17 protein-coding genes are annotated in these 18,093 nt (G+C 64.5%); 14 read left to right on the plus strand and 3 right to left on the minus strand.

Annotation, left to right across the window (positions count from 1 at the left end):
- Positions 1 to 151 precede the first annotated feature (151 nt).
- The 13 genes from ACXX81_RS20515 to ACXX81_RS20575 are packed head-to-tail and all read left to right on the plus strand — an operon-like array spanning position 152 to position 12,806.
- Positions 152 to 886 (plus strand): glycosyltransferase family 2 protein, encoded by a 735-nt coding sequence (locus ACXX81_RS20515; RefSeq protein WP_231422342.1) that lies wholly within the window; start codon positions 152 to 154, stop codon positions 884 to 886.
- On the plus strand, positions 883 to 1,818 hold the full coding sequence (locus ACXX81_RS20520) for a lysophospholipid acyltransferase family protein (RefSeq protein ID WP_209987666.1): 936 nt from the start codon (positions 883 to 885) through the stop codon (positions 1,816 to 1,818). The genes ACXX81_RS20515 and ACXX81_RS20520 overlap by 4 nt, the downstream gene beginning before the upstream one ends.
- Positions 1,802 to 3,343, plus strand: coding sequence for an HAL/PAL/TAL family ammonia-lyase (locus tag ACXX81_RS20525; RefSeq protein ID WP_458572297.1), 1,542 nt, complete (start codon positions 1,802 to 1,804; stop codon positions 3,341 to 3,343). The genes ACXX81_RS20520 and ACXX81_RS20525 overlap by 17 nt, the downstream gene beginning before the upstream one ends.
- Entirely contained in the window at positions 3,336 to 3,761 is a 426-nt protein-coding gene (locus ACXX81_RS20530) for an acyl-CoA thioesterase (protein WP_209987661.1), read from the plus strand. Before ACXX81_RS20525 ends, ACXX81_RS20530 begins: the two co-directional genes overlap by 8 nt.
- Complete coding sequence (locus tag ACXX81_RS20535) at positions 3,758 to 4,441, plus strand: outer membrane lipoprotein carrier protein LolA (RefSeq protein ID WP_231422341.1); 684 nt, start codon at positions 3,758 to 3,760, stop codon at positions 4,439 to 4,441. The genes ACXX81_RS20530 and ACXX81_RS20535 overlap by 4 nt, the downstream gene beginning before the upstream one ends.
- Positions 4,425 to 6,743, plus strand: a complete 2,319-nt coding sequence (locus ACXX81_RS20540; RefSeq protein WP_245229074.1) for an MMPL family transporter — start codon at positions 4,425 to 4,427, stop codon at positions 6,741 to 6,743. The genes ACXX81_RS20535 and ACXX81_RS20540 overlap by 17 nt, the downstream gene beginning before the upstream one ends.
- Before the next feature lie 33 nt (positions 6,744 to 6,776).
- Positions 6,777 to 8,024 (plus strand): NAD(P)/FAD-dependent oxidoreductase, encoded by a 1,248-nt coding sequence (locus ACXX81_RS20545; protein WP_458572298.1) that lies wholly within the window; start codon positions 6,777 to 6,779, stop codon positions 8,022 to 8,024.
- A complete protein-coding gene (locus tag ACXX81_RS20550; RefSeq protein WP_231422339.1) occupies positions 8,021 to 8,755 on the plus strand; it encodes a class I SAM-dependent methyltransferase in 735 nt (244 codons plus the stop codon). Before ACXX81_RS20545 ends, ACXX81_RS20550 begins: the two co-directional genes overlap by 4 nt.
- Entirely contained in the window at positions 8,752 to 9,234 is a 483-nt protein-coding gene (locus ACXX81_RS20555) for a hypothetical protein (protein WP_322212448.1), read from the plus strand. The genes ACXX81_RS20550 and ACXX81_RS20555 overlap by 4 nt, the downstream gene beginning before the upstream one ends.
- Complete coding sequence (locus tag ACXX81_RS20560) at positions 9,231 to 10,397, plus strand: beta-ketoacyl-[acyl-carrier-protein] synthase family protein (RefSeq protein WP_209987647.1); 1,167 nt, start codon at positions 9,231 to 9,233, stop codon at positions 10,395 to 10,397. Before ACXX81_RS20555 ends, ACXX81_RS20560 begins: the two co-directional genes overlap by 4 nt.
- Positions 10,394 to 10,855, plus strand: a complete 462-nt coding sequence (locus ACXX81_RS20565; protein WP_209987644.1) for a hotdog family protein — start codon at positions 10,394 to 10,396, stop codon at positions 10,853 to 10,855. Before ACXX81_RS20560 ends, ACXX81_RS20565 begins: the two co-directional genes overlap by 4 nt.
- Positions 10,852 to 11,580 (plus strand): 3-ketoacyl-ACP reductase FabG2, encoded by a 729-nt coding sequence (locus ACXX81_RS20570; protein ID WP_209987641.1) that lies wholly within the window; start codon positions 10,852 to 10,854, stop codon positions 11,578 to 11,580. The genes ACXX81_RS20565 and ACXX81_RS20570 overlap by 4 nt, the downstream gene beginning before the upstream one ends.
- Positions 11,580 to 12,806, plus strand: a complete 1,227-nt coding sequence (locus ACXX81_RS20575) for a beta-ketoacyl-ACP synthase (protein ID WP_231422336.1) — start codon at positions 11,580 to 11,582, stop codon at positions 12,804 to 12,806. The genes ACXX81_RS20570 and ACXX81_RS20575 overlap by 1 nt, the downstream gene beginning before the upstream one ends.
- A gap of 133 nt (positions 12,807 to 12,939) precedes the next feature.
- Here ACXX81_RS20575 and ACXX81_RS20580 read toward each other — a convergent pair whose 3' ends face one another.
- A complete protein-coding gene (locus tag ACXX81_RS20580; RefSeq protein ID WP_209987635.1) occupies positions 12,940 to 13,833 on the minus strand; it encodes a LysR family transcriptional regulator in 894 nt (297 codons plus the stop codon).
- A gap of 122 nt (positions 13,834 to 13,955) precedes the next feature.
- On the opposite strand from ACXX81_RS20580, the gene ACXX81_RS20585 reads away from it, so the two are divergent.
- Positions 13,956 to 15,224, plus strand: a complete 1,269-nt coding sequence (locus ACXX81_RS20585; protein WP_209987632.1) for an MFS transporter — start codon at positions 13,956 to 13,958, stop codon at positions 15,222 to 15,224.
- A gap of 122 nt (positions 15,225 to 15,346) precedes the next feature.
- On the opposite strand, the gene hemE is transcribed toward ACXX81_RS20585, so the two are convergent.
- Both hemE and ACXX81_RS20595 read right to left on the minus strand, forming a co-directional pair.
- A complete protein-coding gene (gene hemE, locus ACXX81_RS20590) occupies positions 15,347 to 16,414 on the minus strand; it encodes a uroporphyrinogen decarboxylase (protein WP_209987629.1) in 1,068 nt (355 codons plus the stop codon).
- Between the two features lie 245 nt (positions 16,415 to 16,659).
- Positions 16,660 to 18,078, minus strand: a complete 1,419-nt coding sequence (locus tag ACXX81_RS20595) for a glutamate synthase small subunit GltD family protein (RefSeq protein WP_209987626.1) — start codon at positions 18,076 to 18,078, stop codon at positions 16,660 to 16,662.
- Between the last annotated feature and the right edge of the window lie 15 nt (positions 18,079 to 18,093).

Here is an 18,093-nt window from a genome sequence, read left to right on the forward strand (position 1 = left end):
CTGCGCAGCAGACCCAAAACAGGCGACGGAGCTCTGCCTGATACACCTCGGCGGCCTTATGGGGGCTGCTACGCAGCCCAACGCGGGGCAAGCCCGCTCGCCACAATAAGCCCGCTCGCCACAGGGCATTTGCCCGCACGGTGGGAGCCCCATGCATAACCCCTGCGCCCTGATCCCCGTCTACAACCATGAAGCCGCCGTGCCCGCCGTGGTGCGCAGCCTGCTCGCCAGCGGCCTCCCCTGCCTGCTGGTGGACGACGGCAGCAGCCCGGCCTGCGCGGCGGTGCTGGTGCAATTGGCGACCCTGGAACACGTCACCCTGATCACCCTGCCCCACAACCTCGGCAAGGGCGGCGCCGTCATGGCCGGCTTCCGCGAGGCCGCACGCCTGGGCTACAGCCATGCGCTGCAAGTCGACGCCGACGGCCAGCATGATCTGCGTGAAGTCGAGACCTTTATCGACACCTCGCGCCGGCACCCCGACGCAATCATCTGCGGCTACCCCGAATACGACGACAGCGTGCCCAAGGGCCGCCTCTACGCGCGCTACCTCACCCACGTATGGGTATGGATCAACACCCTCTCGCTGCAGATCCGCGATTCGATGTGCGGTTTTCGCGTGTACCCGCTGGCACCGGTGCTGGCGCTGATGGACTCGGCCTACATCGGCACGCGCATGGATTTCGATTCGGACATCCTCGTACGCCTGGCCTGGCGCAACCAGCCGATGCGCTGGCTGCCGACCCAGGTGCATTACCCCGCCGACGGCCTGTCGCACTTTCGCCTGTTCCACGACAACCTGCGCATCAGCGCCATGCACACCCGGCTGTTTTTCGGCATGCTGGTGCGCGCGCCGATGATCCTGTGGCGACGGTGGCAGGCATGACCGACAACACCAAACACTGGGCCGACCGCGAAGAACGCGGCAGCTTCTGGCTGATGAAATTCACCGCCGTCGCCGCCCGGGTGCTCGGCCGACGCCTGCTGAGCCCATTGCTGTACAGCATCGTGTTCTACTTTTTTCTGTTCGGCCGCACCGCGCGCCAGAGCGCCTGGCAATACCAGCAGCGCCTGGCGCAGTGGAGCGGGCGCGATGAGCTGCGCCCCACCCGGCGCAAGGTATTCGGCCAGTTCATGGCCTTCGCCGACTCCCTGCTCGACAAGCTCGACGTGTGGAACGGCAAACTGCGTCTGGAACAGATCGAAATCAACGACCCGGCGCAACTGCGCGGGCAATTGCGCGGCGAGCGCGGGCAGATGCTGGTGGGCGCACACCTGGGCAACCTCGAGGTGTGCCGCGCGCTGGCGGAGATCGGCGAACAGGTGACCATGAACGTGCTGGTGCACACCAAGCACGCCGAGCGCTTCAACCGCCTGCTGGGCGAGGCCGGTGCCACCCACCTGCGCCTGATCCAGGTCAGCGAGCTGGACCCCGCCACCATGCTGCTGCTCAGCCAGCGCCTGGACGATGGCGAATGGCTGGCGATTGCCGGCGACCGTGTACCGCTGCATGGCGGGCGCACGGTGCGCGTGGACTTTCTCGGGCATGCCGCCGCGTTCCCCCAAGGCCCGTGGCTGCTGGCCGGCCTGCTCCAATGCCGGGTCAACCTGCTGATGTGCCTCAAGCACCAGGGCCGCTACCGCCTGACCATCGAGCCCTTCGCGCAACTGATCGAATGGAAGCGCAGCACCCGCGAACAGGTAATCGCCCTGTGGACCGCGCGTTACGCCGCACGCCTGGGCGAGTTCTGCCTGCAGGCGCCCCAACAATGGTTCAACTTTTACCCCTTCTGGAAGACCCATGATCCCGCATCCTGAGCCGGTCACCTTTGGCGAACGCCCCCTGCGCATCGAAGACGTGCTGGCCCTGGCCAACCGTCAGGTGCACACGCAGTTGCAGGAAGACGCAGCCTATCGCCAGCGCATTGCCAAGGGCGCGCAGTTCCTCGACTCGCTGCTGGACAAGGAAGGCGTGATCTACGGCGTGACCACCGGCTACGGCGACTCCTGCGTGGTGGCGGTGCCGTTGCAGCACGTCGAAGCGCTGCCGCGTCACCTGTACACCTTCCACGGTTGCGGCCTGGGCAAGCTGCTCGACGCCCAGGCCACGCGCGCGGTGCTGGCGGCCAGGTTGCAATCGTTGTGTCACGGCGTGTCCGGGGTACGCGTGGAGTTGCTCGAGCGCCTGCATGCCTTCCTCGAACACGATGTGCTGCCGCTGATCCCCGAGGAAGGCTCGGTGGGCGCCAGCGGTGACCTGACGCCGCTGTCCTACGTGGCGGCCACCTTGTCCGGTGAGCGCGACGTGCTGTTCCACGGCGAACGGCGCCCGGCCGCCGACGTGCACCGCGAGCTGGGTTGGGCGCCACTGGTGTTGCGTCCCAAGGAAGCCCTGGCCTTGATGAACGGCACTGCGGTGATGACCGGCCTCGCCTGCCTGGCCTTCGCCCGCGCCGATTACCTGCTGCAACTCGCCACGCGCATCACCGCACTCAATGTGGTGGCCCTGCAAGGCAACCCGGAACACTTCGACGAACGCCTGTTCGCCGCCAAGCCACACCCGGGGCAGATGCAGGTCGCCGCGTGGCTGCGCAAGGACTTGGCGATCGACGCGCCGACCGCGCCGCTGCACCGCCTGCAGGACCGTTACTCGCTGCGCTGCGCGCCCCATGTTCTCGGCGTATTGGCCGACAGCCTGAACTGGCTGCGCTCATTCATCGAGATCGAGCTGAACAGCGCCAACGACAACCCGATCATCGACGCCGAGCAGGAACGCGTGCTGCACGGCGGGCACTTCTACGGCGGGCATATCGCCTTCGCCATGGACAGCCTCAAGACCCTGGTGGCCAACGTCGCCGACCTGCTCGACCGGCAGCTCGCGTTGCTGGTGGACGTGCGTTACAACCACGGCCTGCCGAGCAACCTGTCCGGCGCACCGGCCGAACGCGCGATGATCAACCATGGCTTCAAGGCCGTGCAGATCGGCACCAGTGCCTGGACCGCCGAAGCCCTGAAAAACACCATGCCGGCCAGCGTGTTCTCGCGTTCCACCGAGTGCCATAACCAGGACAAGGTGAGCATGGGCACCATCGCCGCCCGCGATGCGATCCGCGTGCTGGAGCTGACCGAACAAGTGGCCGCCGCCGCCCTGCTGGCCGCCAATCAAGGGGTGTGGCTGCGCGCCCGGGCCGAGGCTGCGCGCCCGCTGCCACCGGCCCTGGCCGCCATGCACGTCGAGCTGGGCAAAGACTTTCCGCCCGTGATCGAAGACCGTGCCCTGGAAGGCGAATTGCGCCTGTGCCTGCAACGCATCGCCGCGCAGCACTGGAGGCTGCATGCGTAGCCCCGGCGTGTTGCACTGCAACACTGAAATCCTCGTGCCGTTTTTCGACGTCGACACTATGCATGTGGTGTGGCACGGCCATTACGTCAAATACCTGGAAGTCGCACGCTGCGCCTTGCTCGACAGGATCGGCCACAACTACAGCGCCATGCGCGAGGCGGGCTACGCCTGGCCGGTGATCGACATGCAACTGCGCTACGTGCGCGGCGCGGTGTTCGGCCAGACGATCAACGTGCGCGCCAGCCTGGTGGAGTGGGAGAACCGCTTGAAGATCAACTACCTGATCACCGACCTCGCCAGCGGCGAGCGCCTGACCCGCGCCAGCACCGTGCAGGTGGCGGTGGAAATCGCCAGCCGCGAGATGCAACTGGCCTCCCCCACAATCTTCACCGACGCCGTCGAGAGGGCCTTGAAATGAGATGTCCTGTGGGAGCGGGCCTGCCCGCGAAAATCGCCAACGTTAATGCGATCCGCCATGCACTGCGCAGCGTCCTCCGGTTTTTCGTGGGCAAGCCCGCTCCCACATTGATCGGGCTGTTGCTGAGTTTCAGCGCCCATGCTTTCGACCTGCAACAACTCAGCGATCAACTGGCCAAACCCTCCGTGATCCACGGCAGCTTCACCCAGGAAAAACACCTGCGCGCCCTGCCCCAGCCCCTGGTCAGCAAGGGCACCTTCGTGCTTGCCAAGGACCACGGCCTGCTCTGGTTGCTGAAAACCCCGTTGCAACAGGACTACCGCATCAGCGCCCAGGGCATCGCCCGGCGTGAAGGCAATGGCTGGCAATGGCTGCCGAACAAGAGTGCCGGAGCTGAGCAGAACCGTCTGTTTCTCGCCGTGCTGCAGGGCGACAGCAGCGGCTTGCAGCGTGATTTCGAGCTGCATCTGCAAGGTGAGTCCACGCAGTGGAAGCTGACCCTGACTCCGCGTTCGCTGCTGCTCAAGCAGGTGTTCAACCAAATCAATATCGACGGCGGCGCGCTGGTGCACACCATCGAACTGCAGGAGACCCAGGGCGACAGCACCGTGCTGCGCATGCAGGACAGCACCGCGAGCCTGCCCCTGACCGACGCGGAGCAACATGACTTTGCCCAGTGAGCGCCTGCTGCCGCGCCTGTTCCTGATCCTGCTGGTGGCCGTGCTGGCCTTGGCCGGCTGGCAATGGCGCCAGGGTGCGCCGCTGTCGGCCAACCTGATGGAGCTGGTGCCGGGCAGTGCGCCGGATGCGCTGGAACAGCAAGCCGAACAACGCATGCAGGAGCCGCTCAACCGCGAGATGCTGGTGCTGGTGGGCCATGCCGACCGTCAGCAGGCGGTGGCCGTGGCGCAACAGCTGGGCGCGCGCTGGCAGGCCAGCGGGCTGTTTGAAACGGTGCAGTGGAACCTGCAGGCCGACCTGCCGGCACTGCGCGAGCAACTGCTGCGCGGGCGACTGGCGATGCTCGCGGCCAAGGACCGCGAGCAACTCATCGAGCATCCCGAGGCGTTTATCCAGCAGCGCGTGCAATCGCTGTTCGACCCCTTTACCGGCTTCAGTCTGGTGCCGAGCCAGGATGACTGGCTGGGCCTCACCGGGCGCATCCAGAACAGCCAGCCACAGCATGGCTCGGTGCAACTGGATATCGGCAGCGGCGCGCTGATCGCCGATGCCGACGGCAAAAGCTGGGTGCTGCTGCGCGCGCGCACCACCGGCAATGCCTTCGATATGCACCTGCCGCTGCAAGTGGCGGACCTGCTCCAGGCCAGCCGCGCAGAGGCCGCCGAGCACGGCGCGCAACTGCTCGCGGCCAGCGGCCTGCTCTACGCGGCCAATGGGCAGCAGCAAGCCACGCGGGAAATCACCTGGGTCGGCGGCGGCGCGACCGTCGGCATTTTGCTGTTGCTGCTTCTGGCCTTCCGCCGCTGGCGCGTATTGCTCGCCTTCGTGCCGGTGGTCACAGGCATGCTGTTCGGTGCGGTGGCTTGTGTGGCGCTGTTCGGCCATGTGCATGTGATGACCCTGGTGCTGGGCTCCAGCCTGATCGGCGTGGCGGTGGATTACCCGCTGCATTACCTGTCCAAAAGCTGGAGCCTGAAGCCGTGGCAAAGCTGGCCGGCGTTGCGCCTGACCTTGCCGGGGCTGAGCCTGAGCCTGGCGACCAGTTGCATCGGTTATCTGGCGCTGGCCTGGACACCGTTTCCGGCACTGACGCAGATTGCCGTGTTTTCCGCCGCTGGGCTGGTGGGCGCCTACCTGTGCGCCGTATGCCTGCTGCCGGCGCTGCTCAAGGGCATTGAATTGCGCCCGGCGCAGTGGCCGCTGCGGATTGCCGAGGGCCTGTGGCGGCTGCGCGAATCGTTGCTGCAGCGCGTGCCGAGCCCGCTGTTGCTGGCGCTGGTGCTGCTGTTCTGCGCCGGCGGTGTATGGCACCTGAACAGCAAAAACGACATTCGCCAGTGGATCGGCGCACCGCCCCACTTGCTGCAGGAAGCCCAGGCCGTGGCACGGATTACCGGCTTTCAGCCCACCAGCCAGTTCTTCCTGGTGCGCGCAGACAACCAGCAACAGTTGCTGGAGCGTCAGGCCGCGCTGGGCCAGCGCCTGGAGCAACTGGTGAATATGGACAAGCTGCAGGGTTACCTGGCGCTCAACCAACTGGTCAGCTTGCCGGCCGAGCAACAGCAACTGCGCGATGCGCTGGGCAACCTGGCGCAACACTGGCAGCCGCTGGTGGACCTCGGTGTGCCGGCCAGCGCCCTGCAAGCCGAAGTGGCGCAGTTGCAGGCGCTGCCCACCGAAGATATCGACGCCGCCCTCAAAGGTCCGCTGGCCGAACCCTGGCGCACGCTATGGCTGGGCCCGGTCAACGGCGGCGTGGCAGCAATGGTCAGCCTGCAGGGCCTGAACAATCCGGCGCTGCTGCGGGTGCAGGCCGTGGACTTGCCTGGTGTGCAACTGGTGGATCGCCTGGGCGACCTGAACCGCGTGTTCGCCGCCACACAGATCAGCGCCGCCGAACTCAAGTTACTGTCGTGTGTGCTGATCGTGTTGCTGCTGATGGTGCCGTTCGGCTTCGGCGGGGCCTTGCGCATCGTCGCGCTGCCGTTGCTGGCCGCGCTGTGCAGCCTGGCCAGCCTGGGCTGGCTGGGCCAGCCGCTGACCCTGTTCAGCCTGTTCGGCCTGTTGCTGGTCACGGCCATCAGCGTCGACTATGCGATCCTGATGCGCGAGCAGATCGGCGGCCCGGCGGTCAGCCTGCTGGGCACGTTGCTGGCGGCGTTGACGACCTGGCTGTCGTTCGGTCTGCTGGCGGTATCGAGTACGCCAGCGGTGAGTAATTTCGGCCTGTCGGTCAGCCTCGGCCTGGCATTCAGCTTTATGCTGGCGCCCTGGGCCGGGCCGCGCAGACCCGCCCTATGAATGTGATTATCGCCCATGCGGCAAGGAGCCTCAGTGCCCACAGTTGAAATGGAACGTCGCCAGGTGGTGGTGATCGGTGCCGGTCCGTCCGGTGCCATCGCCGCCGCGTTGCTCAAGCGCAAGGGCCATGACGTCGTGATCATCGAGCGCGAGCATTTCCCGCGCTTCTCGATTGGCGAAAGCCTGCTGTCGCACTGCATCGATTTTATCGAAGAAGCGGGCATGCTCGAGGCGGTGCAGGCAGCCGGGTTCCAGGTGAAGACCGGCGCCGCGTTCGCCTGGGGCGAGCGCTACAGCGCGTTCGATTTTGGCGACACGTTCAGCGACGGCAAGCCGACCACCTACCAGGTGCAGCGCGGCGAGTTCGACAAGCTGCTGGCCGATCAGGCGGCGCTGCAGGGCGTAGACATTCGCTATGGCCAAACCATCGTCGGCGCGGATTTCAGCGGCGAATGCCGTTACCTGCATGTGCGCCGGCAAAACGGCAGCGAGTATCACCTCAAGGCCAGATTCGTGCTCGACGCCAGCGGTTACGGCCGCGTGCTGTCGCGCCTGCTCGACCTGGAGGCGCCGTCGAATTTCCCGCTGCGCCGGGCGGTGTTCACCCATGTTGAAGATCGCATCGAACACCCAGGTTTCGACCGTAGCAAAATCCTCATTACCACCCACCCTGTAAAGCGCGACATCTGGTTCTGGACCATCCCGTTCAGCAACGGCCGCTGTTCGGTGGGCGTGGTGGCGGCGCAGACGCATTTCGACGGCCGCGACAGCGACCTCGATGCCTGCCTGCGCGGTTTTATCGCTGAAACCCCAAGCCTGTCCGGCGTGCTGCAAAACGCGGTGTGGGATACCCCGGCGCGCAGCATCGGCGGCTACTCGGCCAACGTCAAAACCCTGCACGGCCCCGGTTTTGCATTGCTGGGCAATGCGGCGGAATTTCTCGACCCGGTGTTTTCGTCCGGCGTGACCATCGCCATGCGTTCGGCGAGCATGGCCGCCGGCGTGCTGCATCGTCAGCTCACGGGCGAACCCGTCGACTGGCAAACCGAATTCGCCGAACCGCTCAAGCGCGGCGTCGACACCTTTCGCTGCTACGTGGAGGGCTGGTACGCCGGGACCTTCCAGGATGTCATTTTCCACCCGGGCAGTTCGCCGGAGATTCGCCGCATGATCAGCGCGATCCTCGCCGGTTATGCCTGGGACGAGCGCAACCCGTTTGTCAGCGAGCCCAAGCGACGCTTGCGGATGTTGTCGGAAATCTGTGCGAGTGATCCGGTATGAGCAGCCAGTACCTGAGTAAACATTACGTCGAAGAAACCCGCTTCGGCCTTTGGTTTCTGCGCAGCCGCACCTGGCAACACTATGTGTTGCGCGTGGCCATCGACGACCTGCGCAGCCTGTTCACCGAGCCTGTGCCGCACGCCCCGGTGTTGCTGGACGCCGGCTGCGGCCAGGGCAAATCCTTTGCGTACCTGCAACAGGTGTTCGCCCCGGAACGGCTGATCGGCCTGGATGCCGACCCCCACAGCCTCGACCAGAGCCAGGCCGAAGCGGCGCGCCAGGGCCTGGCCATCGAGCTGATCGGCAGCGACTGCGCCACCCTGCAAGTGCCGGACGACAGTGTCGATATTCTGTTCTGCCACCAGACGTTCCACCATCTGGTGGAGCAGCATCGCGCCCTTGCAGAGTTCTATCGCGTGCTCAAGCCCGGCGGCTACCTGCTGTTTGCCGAGTCCACCGAAGCCTATATCGACACCTGGGTGATTCGCTGGCTGTTCCGCCACCCCATGCAAGTGCAGAAAAGCGCCGAGGCGTACCTGGCGATGATCCGCGAGCAGGGCTTTGAATTTGGCCCGCAGAACGTTTCCTACCCCTATCTGTGGTGGAGCCGTGCCACGGATTTCGGCCTGCTGGAGCGTCTGGGCCTGCGCAAGGCGCCGCCGGTGGGCCAGCGTGAAGAAACCCTGGTCAACTGCGTGGCGCGCAAGCCGCTGGCGAGCAGTGCACCATGATGCGCCTGCTGCTGATCGGCTGTCTGTTGCTGCTGAGCGCGTGCGCCAGCCAGGCGCCGTTGCCGGAAAAAATCCCGGCCCTGAATTTGCCGCTGCAATTGCATGTGCAGCGCATGGAAGGCAACCAGCGCCAGGACTGGCTGCTGGTGATTCAGCGCGAGGGCGCCGCCATTCGCTGGTCGATGATGGACCCGCTGGGCATTCCCCAGGCGCGGCAAAAGTTGCTCGATGGCGCGTGGCAGGCCGACGGCTTGCTGCCGCCCAATCCGCAGGCACGCGAGCTGTTCGCCGCCCTGCTGTTTGCGCTGGCCTCGGCGGACGACCTGCGCGCCCTGTACCCGGGCGCCCAGGCCAGGGACCTGACGCGCACCCTGCCAGGGCATTGGCAAATCGTTTATCAGTCCTCCGAGGTGTTCAGCGTGAACATGACGGGCCAGCCGCTGAGCTATCGCATCACGCCGCTTGGGGTTGAGCGATGACCGCCTATCTCAATGCCCTGGGCGTGATCTGTGCCCTCGGCCGTGGGCAGGCCGAGGTCGCGCGCAGCCTGTTTGCCGGCGACTGCGCCGGCATGCGCGCCGAGAGTGGCTGGGTGCCGGAGCGTGTACTGCCGGTGGGCGCCGTGCACGGTGAACTGGCGCCGATCCCGCTGCAACTGGGCCAGCAAAGCAGCCGTAACAATCAGCTGCTGCTGGAGGCTGCACTGCAAATAGAGAACGAGATGCGCCAGGCGATCCAGACCTATGGCGCCTCGCGGGTGGGGGTTGTGCTGGGCACCAGCACCTCGGGCATCGACGAAGCCAGCCGTGGTATTGCCCAGTACCTGCGCGACCGGCAGTTCCCCGGCAATTACGACTACCAGCAACAGGAACTCAGCGCGCCGGCCAACTTTCTCGCCGACTGGCTGCACCTGAGCGGCCCCGCCTATGTGATTTCCACCGCGTGCACCTCGAGTGCCCGGGCGCTGATGAGCGCCCGGCGCCTGCTCGACCTGGGCGTGTGCGATGCGGTGATCTGCGGTGGCGTCGACAGCCTGTGCAAGCTGACCCTCAATGGCTTTACCTCGCTGGAAGCGGTGTCGGGCGAGCGCTGCAATCCGTTTTCGGTGAACCGCAACGGCATCAATATCGGCGAAGCGGCGGTGCTGTTCCTGATGACGCGCGAGCGAGGGCCCATTGCCCTGCTGGGCAGCGGCGCGAGCAGCGACGCGCACCATATTTCCGCGCCGGAACCCACCGGCAAAGGCGCGTTGCAAGCCATGCGCAAGGCCTTGAGCAGTGCCGCATTGAACCCCGAACAGATCGGTTACCTGAACCTGCACGGTACCGCCACCCAGCATAACGATGCCATGGAAAGCCTGGCCGTCGCTCAGCTGTTCCCGCACGGCGTGGCGTGTTCGTCGACCAAGCCCATGAGCGGTCACACCCTCGGTGCAGCCGGTGCATTGGAGGCGGCGTTCTGCTGGCTGAGCCTGGCTCACGGTGTGGTGCCGCCGCACGTGTGGGACGGCCAGGCCGACCCGGCACTGCCCGCGTTGCAGTGGGCACGCGGCGGTGACGCCCTGCAACACCCCCGCCTGATGAGCAACTCGTTTGCCTTCGGCGGCAACAATGTCAGCCTGATTATCGGAGAGGCCCCATGATTGATTGGCCACTCGCCGAACTGCTGCCCCACGCGGGCGACATGATCCTGATCGACCAGGTGCTGTCGTTCGATGAAGAGCAGATTCATACCTGTCTCACCGTAAAGCCCGGCGGCCTGTTCAACCGCGCGGACGGCAGCCTGCCGGCGTGGGTCGGCATCGAACTGATGGCGCAGAGCGTCGCCGCCTATGCCGGTTGCCGCGCACGCAAGAACGGCGAAGCGGTGGAACTGGGCTTCCTGCTCGGCACACGCAAGTTCGAGTGCAACGTGGATGGCTTCCCGGCCGGCGCCGAGCTGACCATCCACGGCCGGCGCTCGCTGGAAGACGACAACGGCATGGGCGTGTTCGAATGCCACCTGACCGGCGACGGCATCCAGGCCAGCGCGCGCCTGAACGTATTTCGACCGCCCCAGGCGGCCAATTATTTAGCTGAATCGAAGGACGCAACGTCATGACTCAATCCGTACTGGTCACCGGCTCCAGCCGAGGCATCGGCCGCGCCATCGCCCTGCGCCTGGCCCAGGCCGGGCATGACATCGTGCTGCACTGCCGCAGCGGGCGCGCCGAAGCCGATGCGGTGCAGGTCGAGATCCAGGCGTTGGGACGCAGTGCCCGCGTGCTGCAATTCGACGTCGCCGACCGCGCCGCGTGCCGCGAAATACTCGAAGCCGACGTAGAGCAACACGGCGCCTATTACGGCGTGGTGCTCAACGCCGGACTGACCCGCGACGGTGCGTTCCCGGCCCTCTCGGAAGACGATTGGGACGTGGTGCTGCGCACCAACCTCGACGGTTTCTACAACGTGCTGCACCCGGTGATGATGCCAATGATTCGGCGCCGCGCGCCCGGGCGTATCGTCTGCATCACTTCCGTTTCAGGACTGATCGGCAACCGTGGGCAGGTTAATTACAGCGCGTCCAAGGCCGGGCTGATCGGTGCGGCCAAGGCGCTGGCCATCGAGCTGGGCAAGCGCAAGATCACCGTCAACTGCGTCGCCCCCGGTTTGATCGACACCGCCATGCTCGATGAAAACGTGCCGGTGGAAGAACTGATGAAGATGATCCCGGCGCAGCGCATGGGCACCCCGGAGGAAGTCGCCGGCGCCGTGAACTTTCTGATGTCGGCCGAAGCCGGCTACATCACGCGCCAGGTATTGGCCGTGAACGGAGGCCTGTGCTGATGAAACGCGTCGTTGTCACCGGCATGGCTGGCATGACCTCCCTGGGTTGCGACTGGGAGACCATCGCGGCCAACTTTCGCGCCAACCGCAGCGGCATCCGGCGCATGGATGAGTGGGACCGTTTTATAGAGCTGAACACGCGCCTGGCCGGGCCGATCGATGATTTCGTAGTGCCCGCGCACTGGACGCGCAAGCAATTGCGCAGCATGGGCCGCGTCTCGCGCCTGGCGGTGTGGGCGGCGGAGCAGGCGCTGCAGGACGCCGGGCTGCTGGGCGATCCCTCCATCAAGGACGGGCGCATGGGCGTGGCCTGCGGCTCGTCCACCGGCAGCACCGATGAGATCAAGGCGTTCGGCAATATGCTGCTGAACTCGGTGGCCGAGGGGCTCAACGCCAACTCCTACGTGCGCATGATGCCGCACACCACGGCGGCGAATATCAGCATCTTCTTTGGCCTCACCGGGCGGCTGATCCCCACCTCCAGCGCCTGCACCAGCGGCAGCCAGGGCATCGGGTATGCCTACGAGGCAATCAAGTTCGGCCGCCTGCCGTTGATGCTCGCCGGCGGCGCCGAAGAGCTGTGCCCCACCGAGGCCATGGTGTTCGACGCCCTCTACGCCACCAGCTTGAAGAATGACGCCCCACAGACCAGCCCACGCCCCTACGACAGCGGCCGTGACGGCCTGGTGATCGGCGAAGGCGGCGGCATGCTGGTGCTGGAGGAGCTGGAACACGCCCTGGCGCGCGGTGCGCATATCCATGCCGAACTGGTCGGCTTCGGCAGCAATGCCGACGGTCAGCACACCACCCGCCCGGAACAGAAAACCATGCGCCGCGCCATGGAACTGGCCCTGGAAGACGCAGGGCTCGCGCCGTCCGCCATCGGCTACGTGAATGGTCACGGCACCGCCACCGACCAGGGCGACATCGCCGAAACCCTGGCCACCAGCAGCCTGTTCGGCAGCCGCATGCCCATCAGCTCACAGAAGAGTTTCCTCGGCCATACCCTGGGCGCGTGCGGCGCGCTGGAATCATGGTTCAGCATCGAGATGATGAACCGCGACCAGTACGTGCACACCTTCAACCTGGACACCGTCGACCCGCAATGCGGCGAGCTGGATTACCTGCAAGGAGGCTTTCGCGAGATGCACCACGACTACGTGATGAACAACAACTTTGCCTTCGGCGGGGTGAACACCTCGCTGATCTTTCGGCGCTGGTGCTAGCCGTCAAAAAACACGATTTTCAGAGTCAATGAGATCCAAATGTGGGAGGGGGCTTGCTCCCGATAGCGGTATGTCAGTCATGCAGCTGTCGACTGTCACTCCGCCATCGGGAGCAAGCCCCCTCCCACATGGGTTATTGCGTTGTCCTGAGGGTGAGCAACGCCACAAACGCCTTCGCCATCGGCGACTGCACACCCTTGCGTTGCACCAGCCATACCGCTGACACCGCGGCAGGGTCCAGCAAGGTGCGATACACCACCCCATCGATGCGGATGCGCTGGTACGACGCTGGCAATACCGACACCCCCAGCCCCGCCGCCACCAGGCCGATGATGGTCATCGCTTCGCCAGCCTCCTGCGCAAAGCGCGGGCTGAAGCCGGCGTCGCGGGCCAGGTCGAGCAGTTGGGCGTACAGGCCGCTGCCGTAGCTGCGCGGGAAAAACACGAACGGTTCCTCGGCCAGTTGCGCCAGGTGCAAGCCGTGTTCACTGCCTGCCGTCAACGGATGGCCGGTGTTCAACACGGCCACGAGCGGCTCACGCATCAGCTCGACGGCACTCAGGGAATCGGGCAACGGCAACGGCCGCATCAAGCCGACCTGGATCGATTCGTCCACCAAAGCCTCGGCCACCTGGGTACTGCTCATTTCCCGCAGCGTCAGGTGAACGGCCGGGAACGCCTGGCGAAAGCCATAGATCGCCTGGGGAATGCTGGCGTTGATCGGCGCCGAGGAGGTAAAGCCGATCTTCAGCTCACCCAGCTCCCCCATGTGCGCACGCCGCGCTACATCCGCCGCCTTGTCAACCTGCGCCAGCACCAGGCGCGCCTCGTGCAGGAACAAGCGCCCCGCTTCGCTCAGCTCAACGCGCCGGTTGGTACGCTCAAATAAACGCGCGCCCACTTGCTGTTCCAGCGCCTGAATCTGCTGGCTCAGCGGCGGTTGCGAGATGCCCAGTACCTGCGCGGCGCGACCGAAGTGCAGTTCCTCGGCGACGGCAATGAAGTAGCGCAAATGACGTAATTCCATCCCTTCACCATTAAGTCGCAGAAGCTATCAAACAGGTCGAACAATATATTGGAAAGAATCATTAGCCAGCTATATTCTTTTTTGCATTGCTGGCCATGGCAGTCTTGCCCACCGAGGTCCCCGTGAAATCTGCTGTCGCTCCGTTCGCCCAGGAAGTCCCGACCACCGCTTTGGATGAGGTGGCAGCCGAACTCACTGAGGCGTTCATCGAAAAAGGCACGCCGATGTTCATGCGCACAGTGCTGGCGCTGTTCTGTGGTGGCTTCGCCACGTTTGCCTTGTTGTATTGCGTGCAGCCGATGATGCCGGCGTTGTCCCATGAATTCGCCATCAATGCCGCGCAGAGCAGCCTGATCCTGTCGGTATCCACGGGAATGCTTGCGTTCGGCCTGCTGATCACCGGACCGATATCCGACCGGCTGGGGCGCAAGCCGGTGATGGTGGCGGCGTTGTTTTGCGCGGCCCTGGCGACGTTCGCCAGCGGCCTGATGCCGAGCTGGGAGGGCATCCTGCTGATGCGTGCGCTGGTGGGCCTGTCCCTCAGCGGCCTGGCCGCCGTGGCGATGACTTACCTCAGTGAAGAGATTCACCCGCAGCACATCGGCCTGGCGATGGGCCTGTACATTGCCGGCAACGCGATTGGCGGCATGAGCGGGCGTCTGATCATCGGCGTATTGATCGACTTCGTCAGTTGGCACACCGCGATGCTGATCATCGGTGCCCTGGCACTGATCGCGGCAACCGTGTTCTGGAAGATCCTCCCCGAATCGCGCAACTTTCGCGCCAGCAGCCTCAAGCCGCGCAGCCTGATGAACGGCTTTGTCATGCACTTCAGGGACGCCGGCCTGCCGTGGCTGTTCCTTGAGGCCTTTCTGCTGATGGGCGCCTTCGTGACGCTGTTCAACTACATCGGCTACCGCCTGCTGGCCGATCCCTACGACTTGAGCCAGGCGGTGGTCGGTCTGCTGTCACTGGTGTACCTCTCGGGCATCTACAGCTCGGCGAAAATCGGCTCCCTGGCCGACCGCCTCGGCCGCCGCCGCGTGCTGTGGGCCACTATCGTATTGATGCTGGCCGGCTTCGTCCTGACCCTGTTCAGCCCGCTGTGGCTGATCGTGCCCGGCATGCTGATCTTCACCTTCGGCTTCTTCGCTGCCCACTCGGTCGCCAGCAGCTGGATCGGCCGGCGCGCCGTCAAGGCCAAGGGGCAGGCCTCGTCGCTGTATCTGTTCAGCTATTACGCGGGATCGAGCATTGCCGGGACGGCAGGTGGGTTCTTCTGGCACCTGGGCGGCTGGAACGGGATCGGCGGGTTTATCGTGGCGTTGTTGATCGGTGCGCTGCTGGTGGCGTTAAAGCTGGCGAAGTTGCCGCCGTTGGGGGAGGTCTGAAGGTTTCTGGCTTTTAATGTGGGAGGGGGCTTGAACCCGATAGCAGTGTGTCAGCCAACAAATCTGGTGACTGATACACCGCTATCGGGGGCAAGCCCCCTCCCACATTTTTGCTCTGTGTTTTATTCGTGATACTGCGCCGACAGTTCATGCACCGCGCGCAGGAACGCGCCGGCGTGCTCAGGGTTCACTTCCGGCGTAATGCCATGGCCCAGGTTGAACACATGCCCGGTGCCCTTGCCGTAGCTGGCCAGGATGCGGCCGACTTCGTTGCGGATCGCTTCGGGGTTGGCGTACAGCACGGTCGGGTCCATGTTGCCTTGCAGCGCCACGCGGTTACCCACGCGCTGGCGCGCTTCGCCGATATCGCAGGTCCAGTCCAGGCCCAGGGCGTCGGCACCCGCGTCGGCGATGCTTTCCAGCCACAGGCCGCCGCCCTTGGTGAACAGGATGACCGGCACTTTGCGGCCTTCGTGTTCGCGAATCAGGCCGCTGACGATCTTGCGCATGTAGGCCAGGGAGAATTCCTGGTACGCCGCCGCCGACAGGTTGCCGCCCCAGGTGTCGAAAATCTGTACGGCCTGGGCACCGGCCATGATCTGGCCGTTGAGGTACGCCGTGACCGACTGCGCCAGCTTGTCCAGCAGCAGGTGCATGGCCTGCGGATTGTCGTAGAGCATGGCCTTGGTCTTGCGGAAGTCTTTCGACGAACCGCCTTCGACCATGTAGGTAGCCAGGGTCCAGGGGCTGCCGGAGAAGCCGATCAGCGGGACGCGACCATTGAGTTCGCGGCGGATGGTGCTGACGGCATCCATCACATAGCCGAGATCCTTGTGCGGATCGGGAATCGGCAGGGCCTCGATGTCGGCCAGGGTGCTGACGACTTTCCTGAAGCGCGGGCCTTCGCCGGTCTCGAAATACAGGCCCTGGCCCATGGCGTCGGGGATGGTGAGGATGTCGGAGAAAAGGATGGCCGCGTCCAGTTGCGGGTAGCGATCCAGCGGCTGCATCGTGACTTCGCAGGCGAATTGCGGGTTCATGCACAGGCTCATGAAGTCGCCGGCATGGGCGCGACTGGCCCGGTATTCCGGCAGGTAACGACCGGCTTGACGCATCATCCACACAGGCGTGACGTCTACGGGCTGCTTGAGCAGGGCACGAAGGAAACGGTCGTTCTTGAGGGCAGTCATGTCGGCATCCGCAAAAAAAGTGCGGGCATTTTCTCAGAGCACGACGCAAAAGGCACGGAATGCACCGTGCCTTTTGTCTATCGGGTCAATTTGTCGCGGTAGCTTGAATACACCGCAAGACAAATGTGGGAGGGGGCTTGCTCCCGATTGCGGTGTATCAGTCACCAAACTCATTGGCTGACACACTGCCATCGGGAGCAAGCCCCCTCCCACATTTTGATCCCGTTTCAATTTGGGATCAGGAGTCAGACCTGCAGGTAGTCCAGGATCCCTTCGGCGGCGTTGCGGCCTTCGAAGATCGCCGTCACCACCAGGTCAGAGCCGCGCACCATATCGCCACCGGCAAAGATTTTCGGGTTGCTGGTCTGGTGCTTGTATTGACCTTGTTCCGGGGCCACCACGCGGCCCTGGCTGTCGGTCTGGATGGTGAACTGCTCGAACCACGGCGCCGGGCTTGGGCGGAAACCGAAGGCGATGACCACCGCGTCGGCCGGGATGATCTCTTCGGAACCCGGGATCGGCTCGGGGCTGCGACGGCCACGGGCGTCCGGTTCGCCGAGACGGGTCTCGACCACCTTCACGCCTTCGACACGGTCTTCACCGACGATGGCAATCGGCTGGCGGTTGTAGAGGAATTTCACACCTTCTTCCTTGGCGTTCTTCACCTCTTTGCGCGAGCCCGGCATGTTGGCTTCGTCACGGCGATAGGCGCAGGTCACCGACTTGGCGCCCTGGCGGATCGAGGTGCGGTTGCAGTCCATCGCGGTGTCGCCACCGCCGAGTACCACGACCTTCTTGCCCTTCATGTCGACGAAATCTTCCGGCGCCTTTTCAAAGCCCAGGTTGCGGTTGACGTTGGCGATCAGGAAGTCGAGCGCGTCATACACGCCCGGCAGGTCCTCACCGGCAAAACCGCCCTTCATGTAGGTGTAGGTGCCCATGCCCATGAACACAGCGTCGTATTCGGCGAGCAACTGCTCCATGGTGATGTCCTTGCCGATCTCGGTATTGAGACGGAACTCGATACCCATACCGGTGAACACTTCACGACGGTGGCTCAGTACGGTCTTTTCCAGCTTGAATTCGGGAATGCCGAACGTCAGCAGCCCGCCGATTTCCGGGTTCTTGTCGAACACCACCGGGGTCACGCCGCCGCGCACCAATACGTCGGCACAGCCCAGGCCCGCCGGGCCTGCGCCGATGATCGCAACGCGCTTACCGGTCGGCTTGACCTTGGACATGTCCGGGCGCCAGCCCATGGCGAACGCGGTGTCGGTGATGTACTTCTCCACCGAACCGATGGTCACCGCGCCAAAACCATCGTTAAGGGTGCAGGCACCCTCGCACAGACGGTCCTGCGGGCACACCCGGCCGCAGACTTCCGGCAGGGTGTTGGTCTGGTGCGACAGCTCGGCGGCGGCGAGGATGTTGCCCTCGGCCACCAGCTTGAGCCAGTTGGGAATGAAGTTGTGCACCGGGCACTTCCATTCGCAATACGGGTTACCGCAACCCAGGCAGCGGTGGGCCTGGTCGGCCGAGTGCTGGGGTTTGAAGGGTTCGTAGATTTCCACGAACTCTTTCTTGCGTTGACGCAACAGTTTCTTCTTCGGATCTTTGCGCCCGACATCGATGAACTGGAAGTCGTTATTCAGACGTTCAGCCATGTTAAAACCTCATCA

It is taken from the genome of Pseudomonas sp. GNP013 (assembly GCF_054343995.1).

Excerpts from the sequence above, each read along its gene's own strand:
- ACXX81_RS20515 (WP_231422342.1), top strand. The coding sequence starts at position 152 with ATGCATAACCCCTGCGCCCTGATCCCCGTCTACAACCATGAAGCCGCC.
- ACXX81_RS20520 (WP_209987666.1), top strand. The coding sequence starts at position 883 with ATGACCGACAACACCAAACACTGGGCCGACCGCGAAGAACGCGGCAGC.
- ACXX81_RS20525 (WP_458572297.1), top strand. The coding sequence starts at position 1,802 with ATGATCCCGCATCCTGAGCCGGTCACCTTTGGCGAACGCCCCCTGCGC.
- ACXX81_RS20530 (WP_209987661.1), top strand. The coding sequence starts at position 3,336 with ATGCGTAGCCCCGGCGTGTTGCACTGCAACACTGAAATCCTCGTGCCG.
- ACXX81_RS20535 (WP_231422341.1), top strand. The coding sequence starts at position 3,758 with ATGAGATGTCCTGTGGGAGCGGGCCTGCCCGCGAAAATCGCCAACGTT.
- ACXX81_RS20540 (WP_245229074.1), top strand. The coding sequence starts at position 4,425 with ATGACTTTGCCCAGTGAGCGCCTGCTGCCGCGCCTGTTCCTGATCCTG.
- ACXX81_RS20550 (WP_231422339.1), top strand. The coding sequence starts at position 8,021 with ATGAGCAGCCAGTACCTGAGTAAACATTACGTCGAAGAAACCCGCTTC.
- ACXX81_RS20555 (WP_322212448.1), top strand. The coding sequence starts at position 8,752 with ATGATGCGCCTGCTGCTGATCGGCTGTCTGTTGCTGCTGAGCGCGTGC.
- ACXX81_RS20560 (WP_209987647.1), top strand. The coding sequence starts at position 9,231 with ATGACCGCCTATCTCAATGCCCTGGGCGTGATCTGTGCCCTCGGCCGT.
- ACXX81_RS20565 (WP_209987644.1), top strand. The coding sequence starts at position 10,394 with ATGATTGATTGGCCACTCGCCGAACTGCTGCCCCACGCGGGCGACATG.
- ACXX81_RS20570 (WP_209987641.1), top strand. The coding sequence starts at position 10,852 with ATGACTCAATCCGTACTGGTCACCGGCTCCAGCCGAGGCATCGGCCGC.
- ACXX81_RS20575 (WP_231422336.1), top strand. The coding sequence starts at position 11,580 with ATGAAACGCGTCGTTGTCACCGGCATGGCTGGCATGACCTCCCTGGGT.
- ACXX81_RS20580 (WP_209987635.1), bottom strand. The coding sequence starts at position 13,833 with ATGGAATTACGTCATTTGCGCTACTTCATTGCCGTCGCCGAGGAACTG.
- hemE (WP_209987629.1), bottom strand. The coding sequence starts at position 16,414 with ATGACTGCCCTCAAGAACGACCGTTTCCTTCGTGCCCTGCTCAAGCAG.
- ACXX81_RS20595 (WP_209987626.1), bottom strand. The coding sequence starts at position 18,078 with ATGGCTGAACGTCTGAATAACGACTTCCAGTTCATCGATGTCGGGCGC.